The organism is Massilia sp. HP4 (genome assembly GCF_005222695.1).
Taxonomy (GTDB): domain Bacteria; phylum Pseudomonadota; class Gammaproteobacteria; order Burkholderiales; family Burkholderiaceae_D; genus Telluria.
Map to the genome: position 1 here is coordinate 16117 of NZ_STGG01000023.1, position 21225 is coordinate 37341.

General features: G+C 65.4%; 23 protein-coding genes and 1 tRNA gene. 18 read left to right on the forward strand and 6 right to left on the reverse strand.

Annotated elements, in window-relative coordinates:
• Positions 1-7: 7 nt before the first annotated feature.
• The 5 genes from E8M83_RS10840 to E8M83_RS10860 are packed head-to-tail and all read left to right on the forward strand — an operon-like array spanning position 8 to position 5133.
• Positions 8-364: an STAS domain-containing protein gene (locus E8M83_RS10840; protein ID WP_137173379.1), complete on the forward strand. Its 357-nt coding sequence runs from the start codon at positions 8-10 to the stop codon at positions 362-364.
• Entirely contained in the window at positions 364-831 is a 468-nt protein-coding gene (locus tag E8M83_RS10845) for an anti-sigma regulatory factor (protein WP_170976764.1), read from the forward strand. The genes E8M83_RS10840 and E8M83_RS10845 overlap by 1 nt, the downstream gene beginning before the upstream one ends.
• Complete coding sequence (locus tag E8M83_RS10850) at positions 819-1847, forward strand: ATP-binding SpoIIE family protein phosphatase (RefSeq protein ID WP_137173380.1); 1029 nt, start codon at positions 819-821, stop codon at positions 1845-1847. Before E8M83_RS10845 ends, E8M83_RS10850 begins: the two co-directional genes overlap by 13 nt.
• Positions 1844-3226 carry a sensor histidine kinase gene (locus tag E8M83_RS10855; RefSeq protein WP_137173381.1) on the forward strand — a complete coding sequence of 461 codons (1383 nt, stop codon included), beginning with the start codon at positions 1844-1846 and terminating at the stop codon, positions 3224-3226. The genes E8M83_RS10850 and E8M83_RS10855 overlap by 4 nt, the downstream gene beginning before the upstream one ends.
• The gene (locus E8M83_RS10860; protein WP_137173382.1) at positions 3223-5133 is read left to right on the forward strand and encodes a response regulator; all 1911 of its coding nucleotides are present in this window, start codon (positions 3223-3225) and stop codon (positions 5131-5133) included. The genes E8M83_RS10855 and E8M83_RS10860 overlap by 4 nt, the downstream gene beginning before the upstream one ends.
• 142 nt (positions 5134-5275) lie before the next feature.
• On the opposite strand, the gene modC is transcribed toward E8M83_RS10860, so the two are convergent.
• From modC to modA, 3 genes are read right to left on the reverse strand one after another with little or no spacing between them, the layout of a single operon-like run.
• The gene (modC, locus tag E8M83_RS10865; RefSeq protein WP_137173383.1) at positions 5276-6352 is read right to left on the reverse strand and encodes a molybdenum ABC transporter ATP-binding protein; all 1077 of its coding nucleotides are present in this window, start codon (positions 6350-6352) and stop codon (positions 5276-5278) included.
• A complete protein-coding gene (modB, locus tag E8M83_RS10870; RefSeq protein ID WP_137173384.1) occupies positions 6349-7032 on the reverse strand; it encodes a molybdate ABC transporter permease subunit in 684 nt (227 codons plus the stop codon). Before modB ends, modC begins: the two co-directional genes overlap by 4 nt.
• A 4-nt stretch (positions 7033-7036) precedes the next feature.
• Entirely contained in the window at positions 7037-7780 is a 744-nt protein-coding gene (modA, locus tag E8M83_RS10875) for a molybdate ABC transporter substrate-binding protein (protein WP_137173385.1), read from the reverse strand.
• Positions 7781-7882: 102 nt separating this feature from the next.
• Between modA and E8M83_RS10880 the strand changes: the two genes are divergently transcribed.
• Entirely contained in the window at positions 7883-8695 is an 813-nt protein-coding gene (locus E8M83_RS10880; protein WP_137173386.1) for a TOBE domain-containing protein, read from the forward strand.
• An 8-nt stretch (positions 8696-8703) separates the two neighbouring features.
• On the opposite strand, the gene E8M83_RS10885 is transcribed toward E8M83_RS10880, so the two are convergent.
• From E8M83_RS10885 to E8M83_RS10895, 3 genes are all read right to left on the reverse strand, one after another.
• Positions 8704-8985, reverse strand: a complete 282-nt coding sequence (locus tag E8M83_RS10885) for a PAAR domain-containing protein (RefSeq protein ID WP_137173387.1) — start codon at positions 8983-8985, stop codon at positions 8704-8706.
• A 119-nt stretch (positions 8986-9104) separates the two neighbouring features.
• The gene (locus E8M83_RS10890; RefSeq protein WP_137173388.1) at positions 9105-10523 is read right to left on the reverse strand and encodes a pitrilysin family protein; all 1419 of its coding nucleotides are present in this window, start codon (positions 10521-10523) and stop codon (positions 9105-9107) included.
• A gap of 10 nt (positions 10524-10533) precedes the next feature.
• Positions 10534-11919 carry a pitrilysin family protein gene (locus E8M83_RS10895; RefSeq protein WP_229491490.1) on the reverse strand — a complete coding sequence of 462 codons (1386 nt, stop codon included), beginning with the start codon at positions 11917-11919 and terminating at the stop codon, positions 10534-10536.
• 279 nt (positions 11920-12198) lie between these two features.
• Between E8M83_RS10895 and E8M83_RS10900 the strand changes: the two genes are divergently transcribed.
• The 12 genes from E8M83_RS10900 (at position 12199) to E8M83_RS10955 (ending at position 21212) form a co-directional block, all read left to right on the forward strand.
• Positions 12199-12987, forward strand: a complete 789-nt coding sequence (locus E8M83_RS10900; protein WP_137173390.1) for a GIN domain-containing protein — start codon at positions 12199-12201, stop codon at positions 12985-12987.
• A gap of 75 nt (positions 12988-13062) precedes the next feature.
• Complete coding sequence (locus tag E8M83_RS10905; protein WP_137173391.1) at positions 13063-13686, forward strand: tetratricopeptide repeat protein; 624 nt, start codon at positions 13063-13065, stop codon at positions 13684-13686.
• Between the two features lie 66 nt (positions 13687-13752).
• Positions 13753-14277 carry a hypothetical protein gene (locus tag E8M83_RS10910; RefSeq protein ID WP_137173392.1) on the forward strand — a complete coding sequence of 175 codons (525 nt, stop codon included), beginning with the start codon at positions 13753-13755 and terminating at the stop codon, positions 14275-14277.
• 66 nt (positions 14278-14343) lie between these two features.
• Positions 14344-15285 (forward strand): MYG1 family protein, encoded by a 942-nt coding sequence (locus E8M83_RS10915; protein WP_137173393.1) that lies wholly within the window; start codon positions 14344-14346, stop codon positions 15283-15285.
• A 253-nt stretch (positions 15286-15538) separates the two neighbouring features.
• Entirely contained in the window at positions 15539-16525 is a 987-nt protein-coding gene (locus E8M83_RS10920; protein WP_137173394.1) for an NAD(P)H-quinone oxidoreductase, read from the forward strand.
• Positions 16526-16674: 149 nt separating this feature from the next.
• Positions 16675-17421, forward strand: a complete 747-nt coding sequence (gene tpiA, locus E8M83_RS10925; protein ID WP_137173395.1) for a triose-phosphate isomerase — start codon at positions 16675-16677, stop codon at positions 17419-17421.
• An 88-nt stretch (positions 17422-17509) separates the two neighbouring features.
• Positions 17510-17953: a preprotein translocase subunit SecG gene (gene secG / locus E8M83_RS10930; protein WP_137173396.1), complete on the forward strand. Its 444-nt coding sequence runs from the start codon at positions 17510-17512 to the stop codon at positions 17951-17953.
• A 298-nt stretch (positions 17954-18251) separates the two neighbouring features.
• Positions 18252-18336: transfer RNA gene (locus E8M83_RS10935), tRNA-Leu, on the forward strand.
• A gap of 171 nt (positions 18337-18507) precedes the next feature.
• Complete coding sequence (locus tag E8M83_RS10940; protein ID WP_109347068.1) at positions 18508-18867, forward strand: NADH-quinone oxidoreductase subunit A; 360 nt, start codon at positions 18508-18510, stop codon at positions 18865-18867.
• 3 nt (positions 18868-18870) lie between these two features.
• Positions 18871-19347, forward strand: a complete 477-nt coding sequence (locus E8M83_RS10945) for an NADH-quinone oxidoreductase subunit B family protein (protein ID WP_005666428.1) — start codon at positions 18871-18873, stop codon at positions 19345-19347.
• Positions 19348-19365: 18 nt separating this feature from the next.
• Entirely contained in the window at positions 19366-19959 is a 594-nt protein-coding gene (locus tag E8M83_RS10950) for an NADH-quinone oxidoreductase subunit C (protein WP_137173397.1), read from the forward strand.
• Positions 19959-21212, forward strand: coding sequence for an NADH-quinone oxidoreductase subunit D (locus E8M83_RS10955; protein ID WP_123067871.1), 1254 nt, complete (start codon positions 19959-19961; stop codon positions 21210-21212). The genes E8M83_RS10950 and E8M83_RS10955 overlap by 1 nt, the downstream gene beginning before the upstream one ends.
• Positions 21213-21225: the final 13 nt, after the last annotated feature.

Consider the following 21225-nt stretch of genomic DNA (forward strand, 5'->3'; position numbering starts at 1 on the left):
CGGGGACATGGAACGCATTCCGATCCTGCGCATGGGCGACCTGCTCCTGGTGACGATCCAGGTCGACATGCATGACCGTCTCGCCATGCAGTTGCAGGACGACCTGACCGAGCGCATCGTCAGCGACAGCGCCAAGGGCGTCCTGATCGACATCTCGGCGCTCGACCTGGTCGACTCTTTCATCGGCCGCATGATCAGCAATACCGCCGCCATGGCGCGCGTGCTCGACGCCCGCACCGTGGTGGTCGGCATGCAGCCGGCGGTGGCGATCACCCTGGTCGAGCTGGGCCTGACCCTGCACGGCGTGCGGACCGCGCTGAACGTCGAGAAGGGCATGGCCCTGCTCGGAAAGAGCTATAGATAATGGTCGACGCGCATACCGACGCCGTCCTGTTCGAGACGCACCTGCTCGATCGTTACCGCCAGCAGCGTGCCGCGCGCGTGACCTTGCCGCTGCGCTCGGACGAGGATGTGGTAGGCCTGCGCAAGCAGGTGCGCGAGCGCGCGGTGGGGCTCGCGTTGTCACTGGTCGACCAGACCAAGCTGGTGACCGCCGCCAGCGAACTGGCGCGCAACACGATCAAGTATGGCGGCGGCGGCGAAGTGCACCTCGACGCGCTCAATGACGGCATACGCAAGGGCATCGGCCTGCTGTTCGTCGACGCCGGCCAGGGCATTCCCGACATCGACAACGCGTTGCGCGATGGATTCACAACCGGTGGCGGCCTGGGCCTTGGCCTGGGCGGCTCCAAGCGCCTGGTCGACGAATTCGACATCGACAGCCGTCCGAAGGAGGGCACCGCGGTGCTGATCGTCAAATGGAAGCGCTGATCAGTTCGCAGTCGCAGCAGTTCGTGTTCGCCGTGTCCCACTCCAGCGATGTCGCCGCCGTGCGCCGCGCCGGCCAGAAGCTGGCCGACTCGCTGGGTTTCAAGGAGACCCGCGCCGGCCAGCTGGCCCTGATCATCACCGAAGCGGCCACCAATATCCTCAAGCATGCCGGCGAAGGCGAGATCCATGTCGGCCCGGCGCAGTCGCCAAGCGGCATCGGCGTCGACGTGCTCGCGCTCGACAAGGGTCCCGGCATCGCCGACCTGGCCAGCAGCCTGCTCGACGGGGTCTCGACCGCCGGCACCGCGGGCACCGGGCTGGGCGCGCTGCGCCGCCTGTCGGACGAATTCGACGTGTATTCGACCCCGGGCGACGGCGCCGCCTTCTTCATGCGCCTGTGGCGCGACGTGCCGGCCCCCGATCCGTGCGGCGTCGAGGTGGGTGCGCTATGGACGCCGATCCGGGGCGAAGAGGTGTGTGGCGACGGTTGGGCGGTCGCCTGCGGCAACGATGGCGCGACCCTGCTCGCCGCCGACGGCCTGGGTCACGGCCCGGACGCTGCGCGTGCTTCGAGCGCGGCCATCATGGCGCTCGGCCAGCGCGGCGCGATCGGCGCCCGCGACCTTGTGCATGCGGCGCACGAAGCCCTGCGCTCGACGCGCGGCGCGGCGCTGGCTGCCGCGCGCATCGATTTCGAGACCGATGAGTTGCGCTTTGCCGGCGTCGGCAATATCGGCGCGATCGCCATCGGCGAGGTGCGCCGGGCGCTGGTGTCGCACAACGGCATCGTCGGCCACAATATGCGCAAGGTGCAGGAGTTCGCAGTGCCGTTCGAAGCCGGCGCGCTGTGCATCCTGTGCTCGGACGGCATCGAGACCCGCTGGGACCTGGACAAGTATCCCGGCTTGCAGGGCCGTAGCCCGGCCCTGATCGCCGCCGTCCTGATGCGCGACTACATCCGTGGCCGCGACGACGCGATGGTGCTGGTGGTGCGTCGCCTGGCGGGCTCCAGATGACTGCCCAGCGTATCCTGAGCGTCGCCCTGGACAACGACCAGGACGTGGTACTGGTGCGCCAGCGCGCGCGCCAGATCTCGGCGCTGCTGGGTTTTTCGCAGCAGGACCAGGTACGCATCGGCACCGCCGTCTCCGAGGTGGCGCGTGGCGCCAGCCTCCAGGGGCACGGAGGCAGGGCCCTGTTCCAGCTGCGCGAGAAGGATGGCCGCCAGCATCTCGAGGTGCTGCTCAGTGGTGGCAGCGCAGGCAGGGGGCGTGTTTCCGACACCGACGCGCACCAGACGGAATCGCTGCGCGAACTGGCGATCATCACCGCGCACCGCCTGATGGATGCTTGCGAGGTCGATCCCGGCGAGACCGGGGCGTCGACCGTCACCGTGCGCAAGATGCTGCCGCGCCACGAGCACGTGACGAGCGCCAGGCTGGCGGAGATCGGCGCGCGCATGGCCGACACGCCGGTGTCGAACCCGGTGCACGAGCTGCAGCTGCAGAACCAGGAATTGCTGTCGACCCTGGCCGAGCTGCGCGAGCGACAGGACGACCTGATGTCGCTGACCCGCGAACTGGAGGACACCAACCGCGGCATCGTGGCGCTGTATGCCGAGATCGAGGACAAGGCCGAGCGCCTGCGCCGCGCCGACGAGATGAAATCGCGCTTCCTGTCCAATACCAGCCACGAATTGCGCACGCCGCTGTCGTCAATCCGTGCGCTGGCCCAGCTGCTGCTGGACCGCATGGACGGCGACCTGACCGAGGAGCAGGAGCGGCAGGTCAAGTTCATTTCTACCGCCGCGGCCGACCTGTCCGAACTGGTCAACGACCTGCTCGACCTGGCCAAGATCGAGGCCGGGCGGGTCGAGACCCACGCCGAGCCGGTGGTGGTCGAGAACCTGTTCCGCGCGCTCAAGGGCATGCTGCGCCCGCTGGTGGACGAGGCGCGGGTGGAGTTGATCTTCGAGCCATCCGGCATCGACGAGCCGTTCTATTCGGACGAAGGCAAGATTTCCCAGATCCTGCGCAACTTCATCTCGAATGCACTGAAGTTCACCGAGCAGGGCTCGGTGCTGGTATTCGCGGCCCACGACCCCGAGGCCGACACCATCGCCTTCGCGGTGGCCGACACCGGCATCGGCATCAGCCACGACAACCTGCAGCTGATCTTCGAGGAGTTCAGCCAGATCGAGCATCCGCTCCAGCGCCGCAGCAAGGGCACGGGGCTTGGCCTGCCGCTGTGCCGCAAGCTGGCCGACCTGCTCGGTGGGCGGGTCGACGTATCGAGCACGCCGGGCGTCGGCTCGACGTTTACACTGACCCTGCCACGCACCTTGCCCAACATATCGCAGCAACCGCCCATGGATCCTGATGGAACCGCATCATGAATAGTCATTCGACACAGATTCTCAACGTTGACGACAACGACGGCGCCCGCTATGCCAAGACCCGCATCCTGCAGAGCGCCGGCTTCGATGTTATCGAGGCTGCCAATGGCACCGATGCGCTCGAGATGGTCAGGCGCCTGATGCCGGCCCTGGTGCTGCTCGACGTCAAGCTCCCGGACATCAACGGCATCGAGGTCTGCCGGCGAATCAAGGCGGAATCGGACAGCAGCAGCGTGCTGGTGCTGCAGACTTCGGCCGCGCTGACCGGCCGCGCCGACAAGATCCGTGGCCTGGAAGGCGGCGCCGACAACTACCTGGCGGCGCCGATCGAGGCCGACGAACTGATCGCCAACGTCAATGCGCTGTTGCGCATGCGTCGCATCCAGGTCGACCTGCGCGACAGCGAGGAGCGTTTTCGCCAGCTGACCGACAATATCGACGACGTGTTCTGGATGTTCTCGGTGCCGGGGCGCGAGCTGGTCTACGTCAGTCCGGCCTATGCCGCGCTGTGGGGCGGCAGCGGCGAGTCGCTGCGCGACGATCCCGGCGGCTGGCTCGAGGTCGTGCACCACGACGACCGCGCGCGCATGACGGTGCGCTGGGAGCGCCTGGCCGAGGAACCGCACTACGACGAAGAATTCCGTATCCACGGCGCCGACGGCCAGCTGCGCTGGGTGCGCGATCGCCTGTTCCCGGTGCGGAACTCGCGCGGCGAGGTGTACCGGGTGGCGCGCATGAGCAGCGAGATCACGGGACGCAAGGAGATGGAGGCGCTGCTGCGCACCGCCGACAGCAACAAGAACCAGTTCCTGGCGACACTCGCGCACGAGCTGCGCAATCCCCTGAGCCCGATCCGCAACGCCGCGGCCCTGCTGGGCGCCAGCGGCGACGGTGCGGCCGAGCGCCAGGCGCGCGCGCGCGAGGTGATCACGCGCCAGGTCGACCACCTGGCCCATCTGGTGGATGATTTGCTGGATGTGGCGCGCATCTCGGAAGGCAAGATCGTGCTGCGCAACGAAGAAGTGGACCTGAAAGGCGTGATCGCGCAGGCGATCGAGACCGCCGGCCCATTGATCGCCAGCCGCAAACACAGCCTGGACGTGCGCCAGCCGAACGAAGACCTGTGGGTGATCGGCGACCCGGTGCGCCTGGCCCAGTCGGTCGGCAACCTGCTGCACAATGCGGCCAAGTTCACGCCGGCCGGCGGCGCGATCGTGCTGGGCGTCGACGTCACGGGCGATGGCGCGGACGAACAGCGGCGTGTGCGCATCTCGGTGCGCGACAACGGGATCGGCATCGACGCTGACAACCTGCCGCGCATCTTCGGCATGTTCGCCCAGGCCGCGGTGCCGCCGGACCGCGCGCCGGAAGGGCTGGGCATCGGCCTGTCGCTGGTCTCGCACCTGGCCGAGCTGCATGGCGGCCGGCTCGAAGCGGCCAGCCCCGGCGTCGGCCAGGGCAGCACCTTCACGGTCGATCTGCCGCTGCTGCGCGTCGCCTCGGGTGCGCCCGAGGCTGCGCCGCATGCGGCCGAGGCCAGCATCGAGTCAGGCGGCATGCGCGTGCTGCTGGTGGACGACAACGTCGACGCCATGGAGATGATGGGCTTCCTGCTGGCCGAGATGGGCTACCAGCCGGTCACCACCGCCGATGCCAGCGAGATCGAGGCGCTGGCGCTGCACCACAAGCCGCAGGTGATCGTGCTCGACATCGGCCTGCCGGGCGTGGACGGCTACCAGGTGGCGCGCCGGATCAAGGGCAATCCCGCGCTGGCGCACATCCGGCTGGTGGCCCATACAGGTTATGGCTCGCCGGAGGACCGTCGCCGCGCGCAGGAGGCCGGGTTCGATGCGCACCTGGTCAAGCCGGCCGAGTTGTCGGATCTCGAGGCGGCGCTGCGGGGCTGAATCGGCGCCGGGTTCGTGCCGGATGAATTCGCGGCCAACCATCACCGCGTCGGCGGCATAGCCGCCGACCCTACCGCCGTTTACGACAGGGTAGGGTTGGCGGTTCCGCCGCCGACGCGTTCACAGCACGCCGGCATTCGCATCACGCCAACAACGCCACCGCCTTCACCTGCGCCCATAGCGCCAGGCCCGGTTCGACCGCCAGCTCGCGCCGCGAACGTTCGGTGATGCGCGCCAGCAGCAGCGTTTCTCCGACCTTGAGGCGCACCAGCACCTGGCCGGGCGTCGCCGCCGGCCCCACCGCATCGACCACGGCCGGCAGGATATTGGTGATGCTGCTGCCGCGCGGGCGCTCGAGGGCCAGGCTGACGTCGCGCGCATGGATGCGGCAGCGCACCCGGCTGCCAATAGCGGCGTCGCGCCGCCCGACCAACAGCTCGCCGCCGGGAAAGGCCAGGTGCGACAGGCCGTCGGCGTCGCGCCCGGCGAGCACGGTCTCGATCATCACGCCGGCATCGTCCTCGAAGTTCGCCGCCAGGTCGAGCCGCGCCAGGGTACTGGCCAGCGGTCCGCTGGCCAGTACCCGTCCCTGTTCCAGCACCACCAGGTAGTCGGCCAGGCGCGCCACCTCGTCGGCCGAGTGGCTGACATAGATCACCGGCAGCGCCAGTTCGTCGTGCAGGCGCTCGAGATAGGGCAGGATTTCCTGCTTGCGCTTCATGTCGAGCGCCGCCAGCGGCTCGTCCATTAACAGCAGGCGCGGCGAGGCGAGCAGGGTGCGCGCGATCGCGGCGCGCTGGCGTTCGCCGCCCGACAGCGTGGCCGGGCGCTGGGCCAGCAGGTGCCCGATGCCGAGCAGCTCGGTCACGGGCCCGATCCCGAAGCGGCGCGCATCCCGCGGCAGGCGCTTGAGGCCGAACTCCAGGTTGGCGCGCACGTCGAGGTGCGCGAACAGGCTCGCTTCCTGGAACACGTAGCCGATGCCGCGCCGGTGGGTCGGCACGAACACGCCGCGCGCATCGTCCTGCCAGGCCTCGTCGCCCACGGCGATGTGGGCGCCGGGTGCGCGTTCCAGTCCGGCCAGGATGCGCAGCAGCGTGGTCTTGCCGGAGCCGGAGTGGCCGAACAGGGCGCTCACGCCGTGGTCGGGCAGGTCGAGGTCGGCGTCGAGCGCAAAGCTTCCACGATCCAGCGCTACCTTGATACGAATGCCGCTCATCGGCGCGTCCCCCTGGCCGTTTGCGGATACAGCGTGTACAGCACCAGCAGCACCACGAACGAGAACACCAGCATGCCGCCAGCCAGCCAGTGGGCCTGCGTATATTCCATCGCTTCGACGTGGTCGTAGATCTGGGTCGAGACCACGCGCGTCTTGTCCGGGATGTTCCCGCCGATCATGAGCACCACGCCGAATTCGCCGATGGTGTGGGCGAATCCGAGGATGGCGCCGGTGACGAAGCCGGGCCGCGCCAGCGGCACCACCACCGACCAGAAGGTGTCCCAGGGCGTGGCGCCCAGGGTGGCCGCCACTTCCAGCGGGCGCGTGCCGACCGCCTCGAAGGCATTGGTCAGGGGCTGCACCACGAACGGCAGCGAATAGAATATCGAGCCGATCACGAGGCCGGTGAAGGTGAACGAGAGCGTGCCCAGGCCGAGGGCCTGGGTGGCTTGCCCGAGCGGGCCGTTGGGGCCCATCGCCAGCAGCATGTAGAAGCCGATCACGGTCGGCGGCAATACCAGCGGCAGGGCCACCACGGCGCCGACCGCGTGCCGCAGGCGCGAATGGGTGCGCGCCAGCCACCAGGCCAGCGGCGTGCCGAATAGCAGCAGGAGCAGGGTGACGACCGTGGCCAGCTTGAGGGTCAGCCAGATCGCGGCAAAGTCCGAACTGTCCAGCATCGGCTCAGACTTCGTAGCCGAAGCTGCGGATAAGCGCTTTCGCCTTGTCGGTGCGCAGGTATTGCAGCAGCGCCTGGGCTGCCGGATTCTTCGCGCCCTTGCTCAGCAGGGCGGCGTCCTGGCGGATCGGGTCGTGCATGGTGGCGGGAACGATCCAGCCCGAGCCCGAGGTGAACTTGCCGTCGCGCCAGACCTGGGCCTGGGCCACGAAGCCCAGTTCGGCGTTGCCGGTGCTGGCGAACTGCCAGGCCTGGGCGATGTTCTCGCCTTGCACGATGCGCGGCTGCACGGTCTGATACAGGCCCAGCTTCTGCAGGGTGGCGACGGCGGCGGCGCCGTAAGGGGCGGTCTTCGGATTGGCGATCGACAGGTGTCTGTAGCTGCCGGTCCTTAGCACATTGCCACCGGCATCGACGACGCCGTCCCTGGCCGACCACAGCACCAGGCGGCCGGTGGCGTAGGTGAAGCGGCTGCCGGCCACGACGTGGCCTTCTTTTTCCAGCCTTGCCGGGGTGTCGTCGTCGGCCGAGAGCATCACCTCGAATGGCGCGCCGTTGCGGATCTGGGCGTAGAACTTGCCGGTGGCGCCGCTGGCGACGATCGCCTTGTGGCCGGTGTCGCGTTCGAACCCGGCGGCCAGCTTTTCCATCGGGCCGGCGAAGTTGGCGGCGACCGCGACCTGGACCTCGCCGGCATGCGCCGTTCCCATGAAGGTCATTACGAGGGTCAAGCTGGCAAGGCGTTTCATGCTTTTTCTCCGGGTAAGGATGGGAACGTCGTGGTAGCCTGCTGATCTTGAAGGGCAGGCGCTATATATTAGAGTATATAACGAAATATCATACGACAACAGATGAGCATGGAAGACAAGCGTATTGGCCTCGAGGGCAAGGTCTGGATGACCGTCGGCGGCGAGAACCTGGGCGGCAGCAACCGGGTCGAACTGCTGGCGGCGATCGCGCAGCTCGGTTCCATCACCGGCGCCGCCAAGGCAGTCGGCCTGAGCTACAAGGCGGCCTGGGATGCGATCGACACGATGAACAATCTCGCGGGCGAGGCGCTGGTGGAGCGCGTCACCGGCGGAAAGGGGGGCGGCGGCACGCGGCTCACGGCGCGCGGCCAGCAGCTGGTGGACAATTTCAGGACGATCGAACAGGTGCACAATGATTTTCTCGTACGACTCAACCGCCAGGCCGGCGACGTGGCCGACGATCTCGCGCTCTTCGCGAGGTTCAAGATGAGGACCAGCGCACGCAACCAGTTCTTCGGCAACGTGACCCGCGTGACGCCGGGCGCGGTGAACGACGAGGTCGAGCTCGGGATCTCCGGCGGCCAGGCGATCGTCGCCATCGTCACGCGCGAGAGTTCAGAGAACCTCGGACTCGCGCCGGGACGCCAGGCCTTCGCGCTGATCAAGTCGTCGTCGGTGATCGTGATGACGGATGGCGATGGCGCGCGGCTGTCGACGCGCAATCAATTAAAAGGCCAGGTCACGCGCCTGATGCGCGGCGCGGTCAATTCCGAAGTGGTGATCGCACTGGCGGGCGGCGGCAGCGTGGCCGCCACGATCACCAACGAGAGCGTCGACGCGCTGGGACTGGCCGAAGGCGCGACGGCGACCGCGCTGTTCAAGGCTTCGAGCGTGATCCTGGGCGTACCCGAGTAGGCTTCATCTTATTGGCCGCACAGCTGCTGCACCGCGACCAGCCGCGGCGGCGGGTCGCAGCGGCACAGGCACAGGTCGCCGTCGAGGGCATACTGCCGGCCGTCGTGGCGTGCCGACAGGCGCGGCCCGTCGAGCCCGATGATCCCGGTCGACCCGCAGGCAGGGCAGGATACCTGGTCGCCTTCGAGCGCGACCTTGACGCCGTCGAGCGCCAGCAGCGAGCTGGCCGAGGTCACCGTGCCGCCGGCCGTCGTCGATGCACCGAGCGTGATGTAATAGCGCGTTGCCATGTCTCACTCCTTCCATGCAAGGCTGCAGCATAAGGATGGACCGGACTGCCGGTCTTGACAAGCCATAAAAAAAAGCCCCGCGAGCGTCGCGGGGCTTTCGGACCGGCTTCCAGGCCGGCTTACTTGTCCTGCACCGTAAACGCCCCATACGGCTTGAGCTGTTCATCGAGCTTGGACGGGTCGCCCACCACCACGATCGACTGGTTCTCGGGCGCGAAATACTTCTTCGCCACCGTGCGCACCTGTTCCGGCGTGACCTTCTGGATCTTCGGCACGTACTCGCCCAGGAATTCCGGCGGCAGGCCGACCAGCCAATTGGCGGCCAGGGTGTTGGCGACCGAACGCTGCAACTGGTTGCTGAGCAGGTAGCCGCCCGCGACGTAGCGCTTGTTCATGTCCATTTCCCTGGCCGGCACCAGGTCGGCGCCGAGGCGCTTGTACTCCTTGAAGTACTCTTCCAGCGAGGCGCCGGTGACTTCGTTGCGCACGTCGGCGCCGCCCACCATCATGCCGCCCGCGCGGCTCATGCGCGCGCCGGCCGAGGCGCCGTAGGTATACCCCTTTTCCTCGCGCAGGTTGGTGTTGATGCGGCTCGAGAAGCCGCCGCCCAGGATGGTGCTGGTCAGGCGCAGCGGGATCTGGTCGGCCGCACTGGCCGCGATGCCCGGACTGCCCAGGCGCAGGGTCGACTGCACGCTGCCGTCGCGCTTGAGCAGGACCCGCGCCGGCTTCACGCCGGTCGCGGCGGCCGGGGTATCGGGCAGCGCGGCGCCGGTGGCTTTCCAGTCGCCGAAGGCAGCGTTGGCGAGCTTCATTGCCTCGGCTTCGCTGATGCGGCCGGTGACCACCAGCAGCGCGCGGTCGGGACGGAAGCGTTTCGCGTGTTCAGTGCGCAGTACCTGGGCCGTGACGGCGTTGATCGACTCGACCGTCGGGTCGGTGCGGCCATAGGGATGGTCGGCATACACCGCCTTCTTGATCGCGCGTTCGGCGCGAAAACCCGGCTGGGTTTCCGAGACGCGCAGCGCCTGCAGCGCATTGGCCTTGGCCAGCGTCACTTCGTTCTCGGGGAAGGACGGCTGGCGCGCGATCTCGGCCATCAGGTCCAGCATGGCCGGCGCCTGCGAGGCGAGGGCGTTGGCGGACAGGATGATGCCGTCCGCGGCCGGGCTGGCGGCCACTTCGCCGCCCATGCCCTGGGCCGCTTCGGCGATGGCGCGCGAATCGCGCTTGGCCGTGCCTTCGTTGAGCATGCCGGCCAGCATGGCGGCAAAGCCGCTCTGGTTCGGGGCGTCGGCAGCGAAGCCGGCGCCGCGCAGCGCCAGCACGTAGTCCACGCGCGGCAGGCCTTCGCGCGGCACGACCCATACGGTCAGGCCGTTGGACAGCGTCTGCTTGGCGATCTTCGGCGCCGGGATGGATTTTTCCTGGCCATAGGCGGGCATGCCGGACGGCTTGGCAGGTGTCTTGGCGTCTTGCGCGTAAGCTGCTGGCGCGAATGCGAGAGAGACGGCGAGTGCGAGCATCAGTTTGTTCATGATGCGCTCCTTATTTGGTAGTGGTGGCGGCAGAGACGGTCTTGGCGGCCTCGATCATGGCGGCCGGCTTGCGGTCGATGACGGTGCGGTTGGTCGGCACCAGGTAGGTCTTGACCGCGCGCTGGATGTCGCTCGACGTCACGCCTTCGATCCAGCCCGGGATCTTGTTGACCACATTGGCGTCGCCCCACAAGACCTGCAGCTTGGCCATGGTATCGGCGCGGTTCACGAAGCTTTCCAGCTTGTTGTTCCAGTCGGCCAGCATGCGGGTCTTGACGCGCTTGAGGGTCGCGTCATCCACGCCATCCTTCGCGATCTTCGCGATCTCTTCGTCCATGGCCTTGAGCACGGCGTCGGCGCTGCTGTCCGGCTTGTACAGCGCGAACACGGTCATCAGGGTCGGGCCGTTGTATTCCCATGGGCTGGTCAGGCCGAACATGGTGTCGACATTCAGGGCGATCTCGCGGCCCTTGACCAGGCCCTGGTAGAACAGCGACGCATCGCCGCCGCCCAGCAGCTCGGCCAGCACCGCGATCGGCGCCTGGTCGCGGCTGCCGCGTTCGGGCACCTTCCAGGCCGCCGCGATCGCCGGCACCTGGGCCAGGGCGTCGCTCTGCTCGAGGCGTTTCTCGGCGGTGTTGAGCGGTTCGGTGAAGTCGGTGCCCTTCGGCACCGGGCGAGCGGGAATCGCGCCGAAGTATTTCTGGGCCAGTGCAAAGCCCTGCTGCGGCGTGATGTCGCCAGCGATCGCCAGCACCGCATTATTGGGGCCGTAGTAGTCGCGGTGGAAGGCGCGCACGTCTTCCAGGCTGGCGTTTTCGAGGTCTTCGAAGCTGCCGTAGCCGTCGTGGTTGTTTTCCCATTTCTGGAACGCGTGCTGGCTGATGTCGATCCACATGAAGCCGCCGTAGGGCTGGTTCTTGACGTTGACGCGGATTTCTTCCTTGACCACGTCCTGCTGGTTCTTGAGGGTGGCCGGGTTGAAGTCGAGGGTCTTCATGCGGTCCGCTTCCAGCCACAGGATCGGCTCCAGGCTCGATGCCGGGGCGGTCTCGATGTAGTTGGTGAAGTCAGGACGGGTCGAGCCGTTGTTCCAGCCGCCGCCGGCGGTGATGGTGGTGTCGAACACGCCCTTCGGCGCGTTCGGCGTGCCCTGGAACATCAGGTGTTCGAACAGGTGGGCGAAGCCGGTGCGGTTGCGCGGTTCGAGCCGCATGCCGACGTGGTAGACGACCGACACGCCAACGGTCGGCGAGCTGCGGTCTTCCGACACGATGACGGTCAGTCCGTTGTCGAGTTTCTTGGTATTGACCGGCAGGGTCCACTGGTCGCTCGAGGCGGCCAGGGCCGACATCGACAGGGTGAGCCCGGCCATCAGGACAGGTAATTGGCGCATGCGCATGGTGACCTCTTTCATGATTATTAGGACGAAGGGAGCGAGCCCATCGGCGGCTTATCTTAGCGCAATGGCATGTTATTAAGGTATGTTTTTGTTGCGGCGGCGCAGGACATGACGATGTCATGCAGACAGCATCCGGCCCCGCGCATGTGCATTTCGGGTGGCGAATCGTGCAGTTCGTCGCATAGGCCGTCGGCCCGCCTGGCTTTCGGGCTATAGTTGCAACATGACAAGTCCCGGTGCAAAGCCGGCGCAAGAATTCACTGGAGAGAATGGATGAACCACCTGATCAAGCTGGGCGCAGCGTTTGCGCTGCATTGCGTCTTGTTCTGGGCCTCGATCGGCCTGGCCGACGCCGCGCCGGACACGGGCACCGAGACGCGTCCGATCGATGCGCGCGTGGTGCGTGTCAAGCTCGAAGGGGTGGGCGACCTGAAGATCCGCCAGGGGACGACGCCGGCCCTGATCCTCACCGGCGACGCGCGCCTGCTGTCGCGCACGACGACCTCGCAGCGCGGCGACACCCTGCAGATCGAGACCGAGGGCCGCAATTCGGGCTTCAGCTTCGGCCGCTCCTCGGGCCTGCAGGCCGAGCTGGTGCTGCCGAACCTGCGCGCGGTGTCGTCCGAAAGCGTCGGCTCCACCACGGTGAGCGGGTTTGCCGGTGACACGCTCGACATCAACCTCGATGGCGCCGGCTCGATGTATGTATCATCATCGGAATACCGCAACATCAAGGCCAGCCTGGGCGGCGTCGGCAACCTCAAGATCCAGGGCGTGGACGCCGAGACGGTCGACCTCAGCCTGGGCGGCGCCGGCTATGTGACCCTGAGCGGGCGCAGCAAGAACCTCAGGGCCGAGCTCGGCGGCTTGGGTGGACTCGACGCCCAGGCTTGTACGGTCGAGGCCGTGACCCTGGACCTGTCGGGGCTCGGCAATGCCACCGTCAATGCCCGCAGCAGCGCCAACCTGTCGCTGTCGGGCATGGGCTCGGTGACGGTGTTCGGCAAGCCGGCCAACCGCAAGGTCGCCCTCGACGGCCTTGGCAAGGTCAACTGGAAGTAACCCGATGGCGCACATGCCACCGCATCTACAACGACCGCGGGAATTCCCGATCGATCCAGATTCTGTGCACGAGACATGAAAAAAATACTCCTTGTGACGCTGCTTGCCATCGGCCTGCAACTGGGCCTGCCGACGAGCGCCCGGGCCGGCTTTGCGGAGGGCGCGAGCGCCTACAACGCCCGCAATTATGCACTGGCATTGAAAGAAATCAATCCGCTGGCCAAGGCGGGCAACCCCGATGCCCAGCATCTGCTGGGCCTGATGTACTACATGGGCCGCGGCGTCACGCGCGACTACAAGCAGGCGTTCGCCTGGCATATGAAGGCGGCCGGGCAGGGCAAGGCGGATGCGCAGTACGTGGTTGGCGCCATGTACTACACTGGCAACGCCGTGCCGCAAGACCAGAAGCACGCCGTCACCTGGTTCCGCAAGGCGGCCGAGCAGGGCAATCCCGACGCCCAGCACGCGCTCGGGCTGATGTACCGCTACAACGTGGCCGGCGTGCCGCAAGATGTGGTGCTGGCCTATATGCTGTACAACCTGGCGGCAGCCGGCGGCCACCGCAATGCGGTCGAACAGCGCGCCGCGATCGCCAAAAAGATGACGCAGGAACAGGTAGAAGAAGCCCAGGCCTTGTCGCGCACCTGGAAGGCGGGCACGACGTTGCCGACGGCGTCAAGGACAGGCGCCGGTATGTGATATGCCGAACTGAGGAAAATGCCATTGCAGTCCAGCATGAGCTTGAACTCATGACAGGAGGCTGCGATGAAGAAGGTCGAATTGACGATGTCGACCGAGGTGCCGGTATCGACGCAAGAGGCCTGGGCCTGGTCCACCTCGCTGCGCAGCGTACGCGCTGAAATGCGGCCATTGCTCAGGCTCGTTTTCCCGAAAGGGATGACGGATATCGGCACCAATACCATGCTCGGCAAGTCGCTCGGCCGTTGCCAGTTTTTCCTGTTCGGTCTGTTTCCGGTCGATATGTCGAAGCTGACATTCAGCGAGATCGTGCCTGGCCACCGTTTCGTCGAGCAATCGCAGCTACTCTCGATGCACTTCTGGCGGCATGAGCGGATCATCACGCCTGGCGCCGACGGACGTGGCTCCCGGATTACCGATCATCTTACCTTTTCTCCCCGTTTTGCTACCCCGATCGTGCGCCTGATGGTCAAGCAGCTGTTTGCGCATCGCCACAAGATGCTGGCGCGCGCGCTAAAGCGCCAGGAAATTGCGCATGGTAAAGCAATATCAGGAAGCGAAAGGGCACGCCAGGACAGGTCCGCGTGGTAGGCTTCGGCTTTGAACCACGCATGAACGCCCGTAAATACAAGGGCGTTGTGACTATTTGGAGCATGTATGTTGATTGCCACTCATGGCGGCAAATTCCACGCGGACGATGCGTGGGCGGTTGCCGTCCTGAAGGTGCTGTTTCCCGATGCGGACGTCGTCCGTACCCGCGAACAGGCCAGGATCGATGCCGCCGACTTCGCGATCGACGTCGGCGGGGTCTGGGACCCGGCCGCGGGCCGCTTCGATCACCACCAGAAGGAATTCGACGCCACCCGACCGTCTGGCGTGCCGTATGCCAGCGCCGGCCTGGTCTGGCGCGAGTATGGTGCGCAATGCGTCGCCGCCCTGGCCGAGCGCCATACCGGCGAGCGCCTGTCGGACGACACGGCCCAGCAGATCGCCCACGCGATCGACGCTGATATCGTGCAATATCTCGACCTGTCTGACGTGGGCGTGGCCAAGAACGCGCCGGGCAGCTATGGCTTGTCGGCAGTTGTTTCTGGCTTTAACCCCGGCTGGCTCGACGAGCAGCGCCTGGGCTATGGCGAAGCTGTAGACAGTTATCGCATGGGCCAGTTCATGCGCGCCCTCGAGTTTTTGACCGACATCATGGGCAATGCCGTGCGCTACCGCGTCGGCGCCATGCTGGCCGTGACCCAGGTACGCCAGGCCGAGGTGCTGGAAGACGGCAAGCTGCTGTTCCTGAAAAATGCCGCGCTGCCCTGGAGCAGCGTGGTGCGCAAGGAAATGCCGAAGATCCTGTTCGTCATCAGCCACAGCCTGACCGAGCAGCGCTACATCCTGCACACGGTCTCGGTCGATACCGAAAGCTTCGACGCCCGGGCCGACCTGCCGGCTTCCTGGGCCGGCCTGCGCGAGGCCGAACTGGCGGCCGTGACCGGCGTCGAGGATGCCGTGTTCTGCCATACCGGCCGTTTCATCGCGGCCGCGCGTACCTACGCCGGTATCTTGACCATGGCGCGCCAGGCCCTCGCGGAGGTGGCGTAGGGTCGACGGCTACGCCGTCGACGCGGTGATCGGCGCAGGCTCCGCTTTCGCGCCGGTTGATCCCGCCGCCAGCCATCACCGCGTCGGCGGCACAGCCGCCAACCCTGTGATCGGCGCAGGCTCCGCTTTCGCGCCGGATGATCCCGCCGCCAACCATCACCGCGTCGGCGGCACAGCCGCCAAGCCTACACATCACGCACGCTTGCACCGACTCCCGTACAATTACGGTTTTGCTAACACGGGAGTCATTTTTATGCGCGCCATCGAGATCACCCAGCCCGGCAAGCCGGAAGTCTTGCAACTCTGCGAACGCCCGACGCCAGTCCTGAAGGCCGGCGAAGTGTTGATCAAGGTCCACGCGGCCGGCATCAACCGTCCCGACGTGCTGCAGCGCATGGGTAAATACCCGGTGCCGCCGGGCGCGTCCGACCTGCCGGGCCTGGAAGTGGCTGGCGAGATCGTCGACGGCGACCTGGCCGACAGCGGTTTCAAGAAAGGCGACCTGGTGTGCGCGCTGGTGCAGGGCGGCGGCTATGCCGAATACTGCGCAGCGCCGCTCGGGCAATGCCTGCCGGTGCCCGAAGGCCTCTCTGCCCTCGAGGCGGCCACCTTGCCAGAAACTTATTTCACGGTGTGGAGCAATGTGTTCGACCGCGCGCGACTGTCCGAAGGCGAGAGCCTGCTGGTGCAGGGTGGCAGCTCGGGCATCGGCGTGACCGCGATCCAGCTGGCCAAGGCCCTGGGCCACCGCGTGTTCGCCACCGCCGGCACCGACGACAAATGCCGCGCCGTCGAAGCGCTGGGCGCCGAACGCGGCATCAACTACCGCGACGAGGATTTCGTTGCCGTGATCAAGGAACTTACGGGCGGCAAAGGTGTCGATGTCATTCTGGACATGGTCGCGGGCGAGTACGTGGCGCGCGAGATCGATTGCCTGGCCGATGACGGCCGCCTGGTCGTGATCGCGCTGCTGGGTGGCGCGCGCGCCAATATCGATATGGGGCAGGTGTTGCGCCGCCGCCTGCACGTCACCGGCTCGACCCTGCGTCCGCGTCCGGAGTCGTTCAAGGCCGCGATTGCGAACCAGCTGCGCGAGCATGCCTGGCCGCTGTTCGCCCAAGGCAAGATCAAGCCGGTCGTGCACCAGGTGTTCCCCTTGGCGCAGGCGGCCGAGGCGCATGCGCTGATGGAGTCGAGCACCCACGTCGGCAAGATCGTCCTGCAGGTGCAGGAAGGCTGACAACAAGATAAAACGCGTGCCGGGCAGGGCCAGGACGGCCCGCCACGGCGCATCCGGAGGCGGTCTGGCGGGCGGCTTGACAGCCCAGCCTTTGTTTGACCGCCATATGAACGACCGCTAGAATAGCGGGTTATTTGACATGGGGTAGTATGCGTCCCAAACTCGTCGTAGGTAACTGGAAAATGAACGGCAGCCGTGCAGTCAACGCAGAGCTGCTGCAAGGTATTCTCGCTGGATTGACGGAGCAGGGCGCCGCGAGCGCCGTCTGCGTGCCGGCGCCTTACCTGTTCCAGTGTGAGCAACTTCTCGCGGGTAGCGCGATGGCCTGGGGCGCGCAAGACGTCGCGACCGAGCCATGCGGCGCCTTCACCGGTGAAGTCTGCTCCTCGATGCTGCAGGATTTCGGTTGTCGTTATGTGATCGTCGGTCACTCCGAGCGCCGTGCCTACCATGGCGAATCGAATGAGCTGGTGGCAGCCAAGGCCAGGGCGGCGCTGGACGCCGGCCTGACCCCGATCGTGTGCGTCGGCGAAACGCTGGCCCAGCGCGACGCGGGCGCCACGCAAGAAGTGGTGGGCGCCCAGCTGGATGCGGTGCTGGAACTGGTCGGTGCCGAGGCGGTCGCGCGCCTGGTCGTGGCCTATGAGCCGGTCTGGGCGATCGGCACTGGCAAGACTGCGACGCCGGCAATGGCCCAGGAAGTGCATGCCTTCTTGCGTGAGAAACTGCGCAACTGCAACGCCGAAGCTGCAAACAATGTACAAATCCTTTACGGCGGGAGCATGAAGCCGGAGAATGCAGGCGATCTGATGGCGCAGCCGGATATCGATGGCGGCTTGATCGGTGGCGCAGCGCTAAAGTCGACCGATTTTCTCAAGATTATTCAGGCCGTATAAAATCCTGCAGTACGCATCACGAATTTTCGAATCTTTTGAAAATATAAGAAATTTAAAAACGTTGTTTTAAACTTGGAATGGAATTGCAATGATCTGGTTCAATTTGATTATCGTCGTGCAGGTTGTTTCGGCCCTGGCCATTATCGGCCTGGTCTTGATGCAGCACGGTAAGGGCGCCGACATGGGCGCGGCCTTCGGTTCGGGCGCCTCGGGCAGCCTGTTCGGCGCCTCGGGTTCGTCGAACTTCCTGTCGAAGTCGACCGCCGTCGCGGCCGCGATCTTCTTCGGTTCGACCCTGGCCCTGGCCTATATCGGTAACAGCGGCAGCAGCGGCGAGAGCGGCGGCGGCGTCATGGGTCGCGTGACCGTGCCGTCGAGCCAGGCACCGGCGAGCGGTATCCCTGGCGGCGCACCGGCCCAGACCGCACCGGCCGACGTGCCGAGCCTGCCGGCCAGCAACGCTGCCCCGGCCGAAGCCGTTCCGGCGACCCCGGCGCCTGCTGCCCCAGCGCCAGCCGCGCCAGCGAAGTAAACAAGGGCGGGGGCGGCAAGCGCGCCACACTTGTTGTCCAGAAACGCGCCGTTCTACGGCGCGTTTGTGTTTTTAGGCGTAGAATGCTGCGGCGCGTGGCTAAAGTATCAAGCCACCCGATGCGTGACCCTGGAATATTGACACGTATCCTGTTTAGCAGTGCGGTCTGTCGGCGGAAGTAATTGATGAGCCATCGATTATTCGGCGACATGATTCAAAAAATTCGCAAATATCCTTGTGATTACGCAATTTGAGCATTGATAAGTCATGCTAAGGCAGGGTAAAATACTGGTCTCCAGCCGACGTGGTGAAATTGGTAGACACGCTATCTTGAGGGGGTAGTGGCGCAAGCTGTGCGAGTTCGAGTCTCGCCGTCGGCACCAAAATTTAGAAAGAAAGCCAGCAAGGGCGCACGAGTTTTTCCTCATGCCTGAGCTGGCTTTTTTACGAGGATCGTCGTCCGGTCCTGGTGGCAGGCTAGAAGCCAGGTTCGCACGATTCGGTGCTGCATCCCCGCAGCGTCCCATTAACCGATCGTTCAGGAAGCTTCATCTGTGAACCTCGAAAATTATCTCCCCGTTCTTCTCTTTATCCTGGTTGGCATCGGTGTCGGTGTCGCCCCGCAGGTGCTCGGTCGCCTGCTGGGGCCCCACAAGCCCGACGATGCCAAGCTGTCCCCGTATGAATGCGGCTTCGAAGCGTTCGAAGACGCACGCATGAAGTTCGACGTCAGGTACTACCTGATCGCGATCTTGTTCATTTTGTTTGATCTGGAAACGGCATTCTTCTTCCCATGGGGCGTCTCGATGCGCGAGCTGGGTTGGACCGGTTTCATCACGATGATGGTGTTCATCGCCGAGTTCGTGGTCGGTTTCTGGTACATCTGGAAGAAAGGTGCCCTTGATTGGGAATAAGCCATGGCAATTGAAGGCGTATTAAACGAAGGTTTCATCACCACCACAGCCGACAAGCTGATCAACTGGGCGCGTACGGGATCGATGTTCCCGATGACGTTCGGTCTGGCCTGCTGCGCGGTCGAGATGATGCACGTGGGCGCGGCCCGCTACGACATGGACCGCTTCGGTATCGTGTTCCGTCCATCGCCGCGTCAGTCCGACGTGATGATCGTCGCCGGCACCCTGTGCAACAAGATGGCGCCGGCGCTGCGCAAGGTCTACGACCAGATGGCCGAACCGCGCTGGGTGATCTCGATGGGTTCCTGTGCCAACGGCGGCGGCTACTACCACTACTCGTATTCGGTAGTGCGCGGCTGCGATCGCATCGTCCCTGTCGATGTGTACGTGCCAGGCTGCCCGCCGACTGCCGAAGCGCTGCTCTACGGCATCATGCAGCTCCAGAACAAGATCAAGCGCACCAATACCATCGCGCGCTAAAAACGGACGGCGTACTCCATGACGACAAAACTCGAGACCCTTGAACTCGCCCTGAAAAATGCATTGGGCGAGGGCGTTGCCATGTCGGCGGCGCTGGGCGAAGTGACCGTGGTGGTCAAGGCGGCGGACTATATCCGCACCATGCAGACCCTGCGCGACGACGCGACCCTGGCATTCGAACAGATGATCGACCTGTGCGGCGTCGACTATTCGACCTATGGCGAAGGCACCTACGAAGGTCCGCGCTTCGCGGTCGTGGTGCACCTGCTGTCGATTTCGAAGAACTGGCGCGTCCGCGTGCGCGTGTTCTGCCCGGACGACGAGATGCCGCTGGTCGAGACCATCACCCCGATCTGGCGCGCCGCCAACTGGTTCGAGCGCGAAGCGTTCGACATGTACGGCATCCTGTTCGACGGCCACGGCGACCTGCGCCGCATCCTGACCGACTACGGTTTCATCGGCCATCCGTTCCGCAAGGACTTCCCGGTCTCGGGCTATGTCGAAATGCGCTACGACCCGGAACAGAAACGCGTGATCTACCAACCCGTCACGATCGAGCCGCGCGAGAACATCCCGCGCGTGATTCGCGAAGAGACCTACGGGACGAAATAATGGCTGAGCTTAAGAACTACACCCTGAACTTTGGTCCGCAGCACCCGGCAGCGCACGGCGTGCTGCGCCTGGTGCTGGAACTCGACGGCGAGGTGATCCAGCGCGCCGACCCGCATATCGGCCTGCTGCACCGCGGCACCGAGAAGCTGGCCGAGACCCGCACCTACCTGCAATCGGTGCCGTACATGGACCGTCTCGACTACGTGTCGATGATGTGCAATGAACACGGCTACGTGCTGGCGATCGAGAAGCTGCTCGGCATCGAAGCGCCGATCCGCGCCCAGTACATCCGCACGATGTTCGACGAGGTCACCCGCATCCTGAACCACCTGATGTGGCTCGGCGCGCACGCGCTGGACATCGGCGCCATGGGCCCGTTCCTGTACTGCTTCCGCGACCGCGAAGACCTGTTCGACGTGTACGAGGCGGTGTCGGGTGCGCGCATGCACGCGGCCTACTACCGTCCGGGCGGCGTGTATCGCGACCTGCCGGACACCATGCCGCAGCACAAGCAGTCGCCGATCCGCAGCGCCAAGGCGATCGCCGAGCTGAACGAACACCGCCAGGGTTCGGTCATCGACTTCCTGGACGCGTTCACGAAGCGCTTCGACGGCTATGTCGACGAATACGAGACCCTGCTGACCGATAACCGTATCTGGAAACAGCGTACAGTCGGCATCGGTGTCGTGAGCCCCGAAGACGCGAAAGCCATGGGCTTTACCGGCGCCATGCTGCGCGGCTCGGGCATTGCCTGGGATCTGCGCAAGCACCAGCCGTACGCGGCCTACGACAAGGTCGAGTTCGACATCCCGGTCGGCACCAACGGCGACTCCTACGACCGCTACCTGGTACGCGTGGAAGAACTGCGCCAGTCGAACCGCATCATCAAGCAATGCCTGACCTGGCTGCGCGCCAATCCAGGCCCGGTGATGATCGACAACAACAAGATCGCGCCGCCGAACCGGATGGACATGAAGTCCAATATGGAATCGCTGATCCACCACTTCAAGCTGTTCACCGAAGGCTTCCACGTCCCCGAGGGCGAGGCCTATGCCGCGGTCGAGCACCCGAAGGGCGAGTTCGGCATCTATATCGTCTCCGACGGCGCCAACAAGCCATACCGCCTGAAAATCCGCACTCCGGACTACGTCCACCTGCAGAGCCTCGACGAGATGGCACGCGGCCACATGATCGCTGACGCGGTGGCCATCATCGGTACCCAGGACATCGTGTTCGGCAGTATCGACCGATAAGGGAAGGGCAGAG

Coding starts and splice junctions, on each gene's coding strand:
- E8M83_RS10840 (WP_137173379.1), top strand. CDS start 8: ATGGAACGCATTCCGATCCTGCGCATGGGCGACCTGCTCCTGGTGACG.
- E8M83_RS10845 (WP_170976764.1), top strand. CDS start 364: ATGGTCGACGCGCATACCGACGCCGTCCTGTTCGAGACGCACCTGCTC.
- E8M83_RS10850 (WP_137173380.1), top strand. CDS start 819: ATGGAAGCGCTGATCAGTTCGCAGTCGCAGCAGTTCGTGTTCGCCGTG.
- E8M83_RS10855 (WP_137173381.1), top strand. CDS start 1,844: ATGACTGCCCAGCGTATCCTGAGCGTCGCCCTGGACAACGACCAGGAC.
- E8M83_RS10860 (WP_137173382.1), top strand. CDS start 3,223: ATGAATAGTCATTCGACACAGATTCTCAACGTTGACGACAACGACGGC.
- modC (WP_137173383.1), bottom strand. CDS start 6,352: ATGAGCGGCATTCGTATCAAGGTAGCGCTGGATCGTGGAAGCTTTGCG.
- modB (WP_137173384.1), bottom strand. CDS start 7,032: ATGCTGGACAGTTCGGACTTTGCCGCGATCTGGCTGACCCTCAAGCTG.
- modA (WP_137173385.1), bottom strand. CDS start 7,780: ATGAAACGCCTTGCCAGCTTGACCCTCGTAATGACCTTCATGGGAACG.
- E8M83_RS10880 (WP_137173386.1), top strand. CDS start 7,883: ATGAGCATGGAAGACAAGCGTATTGGCCTCGAGGGCAAGGTCTGGATG.
- E8M83_RS10885 (WP_137173387.1), bottom strand. CDS start 8,985: ATGGCAACGCGCTATTACATCACGCTCGGTGCATCGACGACGGCCGGC.
- E8M83_RS10890 (WP_137173388.1), bottom strand. CDS start 10,523: ATGAACAAACTGATGCTCGCACTCGCCGTCTCTCTCGCATTCGCGCCA.
- E8M83_RS10895 (WP_229491490.1), bottom strand. CDS start 11,919: ATGCGCCAATTACCTGTCCTGATGGCCGGGCTCACCCTGTCGATGTCG.
- E8M83_RS10900 (WP_137173390.1), top strand. CDS start 12,199: ATGAACCACCTGATCAAGCTGGGCGCAGCGTTTGCGCTGCATTGCGTC.
- E8M83_RS10905 (WP_137173391.1), top strand. CDS start 13,063: ATGAAAAAAATACTCCTTGTGACGCTGCTTGCCATCGGCCTGCAACTG.
- E8M83_RS10910 (WP_137173392.1), top strand. CDS start 13,753: ATGAAGAAGGTCGAATTGACGATGTCGACCGAGGTGCCGGTATCGACG.
- E8M83_RS10915 (WP_137173393.1), top strand. CDS start 14,344: ATGTTGATTGCCACTCATGGCGGCAAATTCCACGCGGACGATGCGTGG.
- E8M83_RS10920 (WP_137173394.1), top strand. CDS start 15,539: ATGCGCGCCATCGAGATCACCCAGCCCGGCAAGCCGGAAGTCTTGCAA.
- tpiA (WP_137173395.1), top strand. CDS start 16,675: ATGCGTCCCAAACTCGTCGTAGGTAACTGGAAAATGAACGGCAGCCGT.
- secG (WP_137173396.1), top strand. CDS start 17,510: ATGATCTGGTTCAATTTGATTATCGTCGTGCAGGTTGTTTCGGCCCTG.
- E8M83_RS10945 (WP_005666428.1), top strand. CDS start 18,871: ATGGCAATTGAAGGCGTATTAAACGAAGGTTTCATCACCACCACAGCC.
- E8M83_RS10950 (WP_137173397.1), top strand. CDS start 19,366: ATGACGACAAAACTCGAGACCCTTGAACTCGCCCTGAAAAATGCATTG.
- E8M83_RS10955 (WP_123067871.1), top strand. CDS start 19,959: ATGGCTGAGCTTAAGAACTACACCCTGAACTTTGGTCCGCAGCACCCG.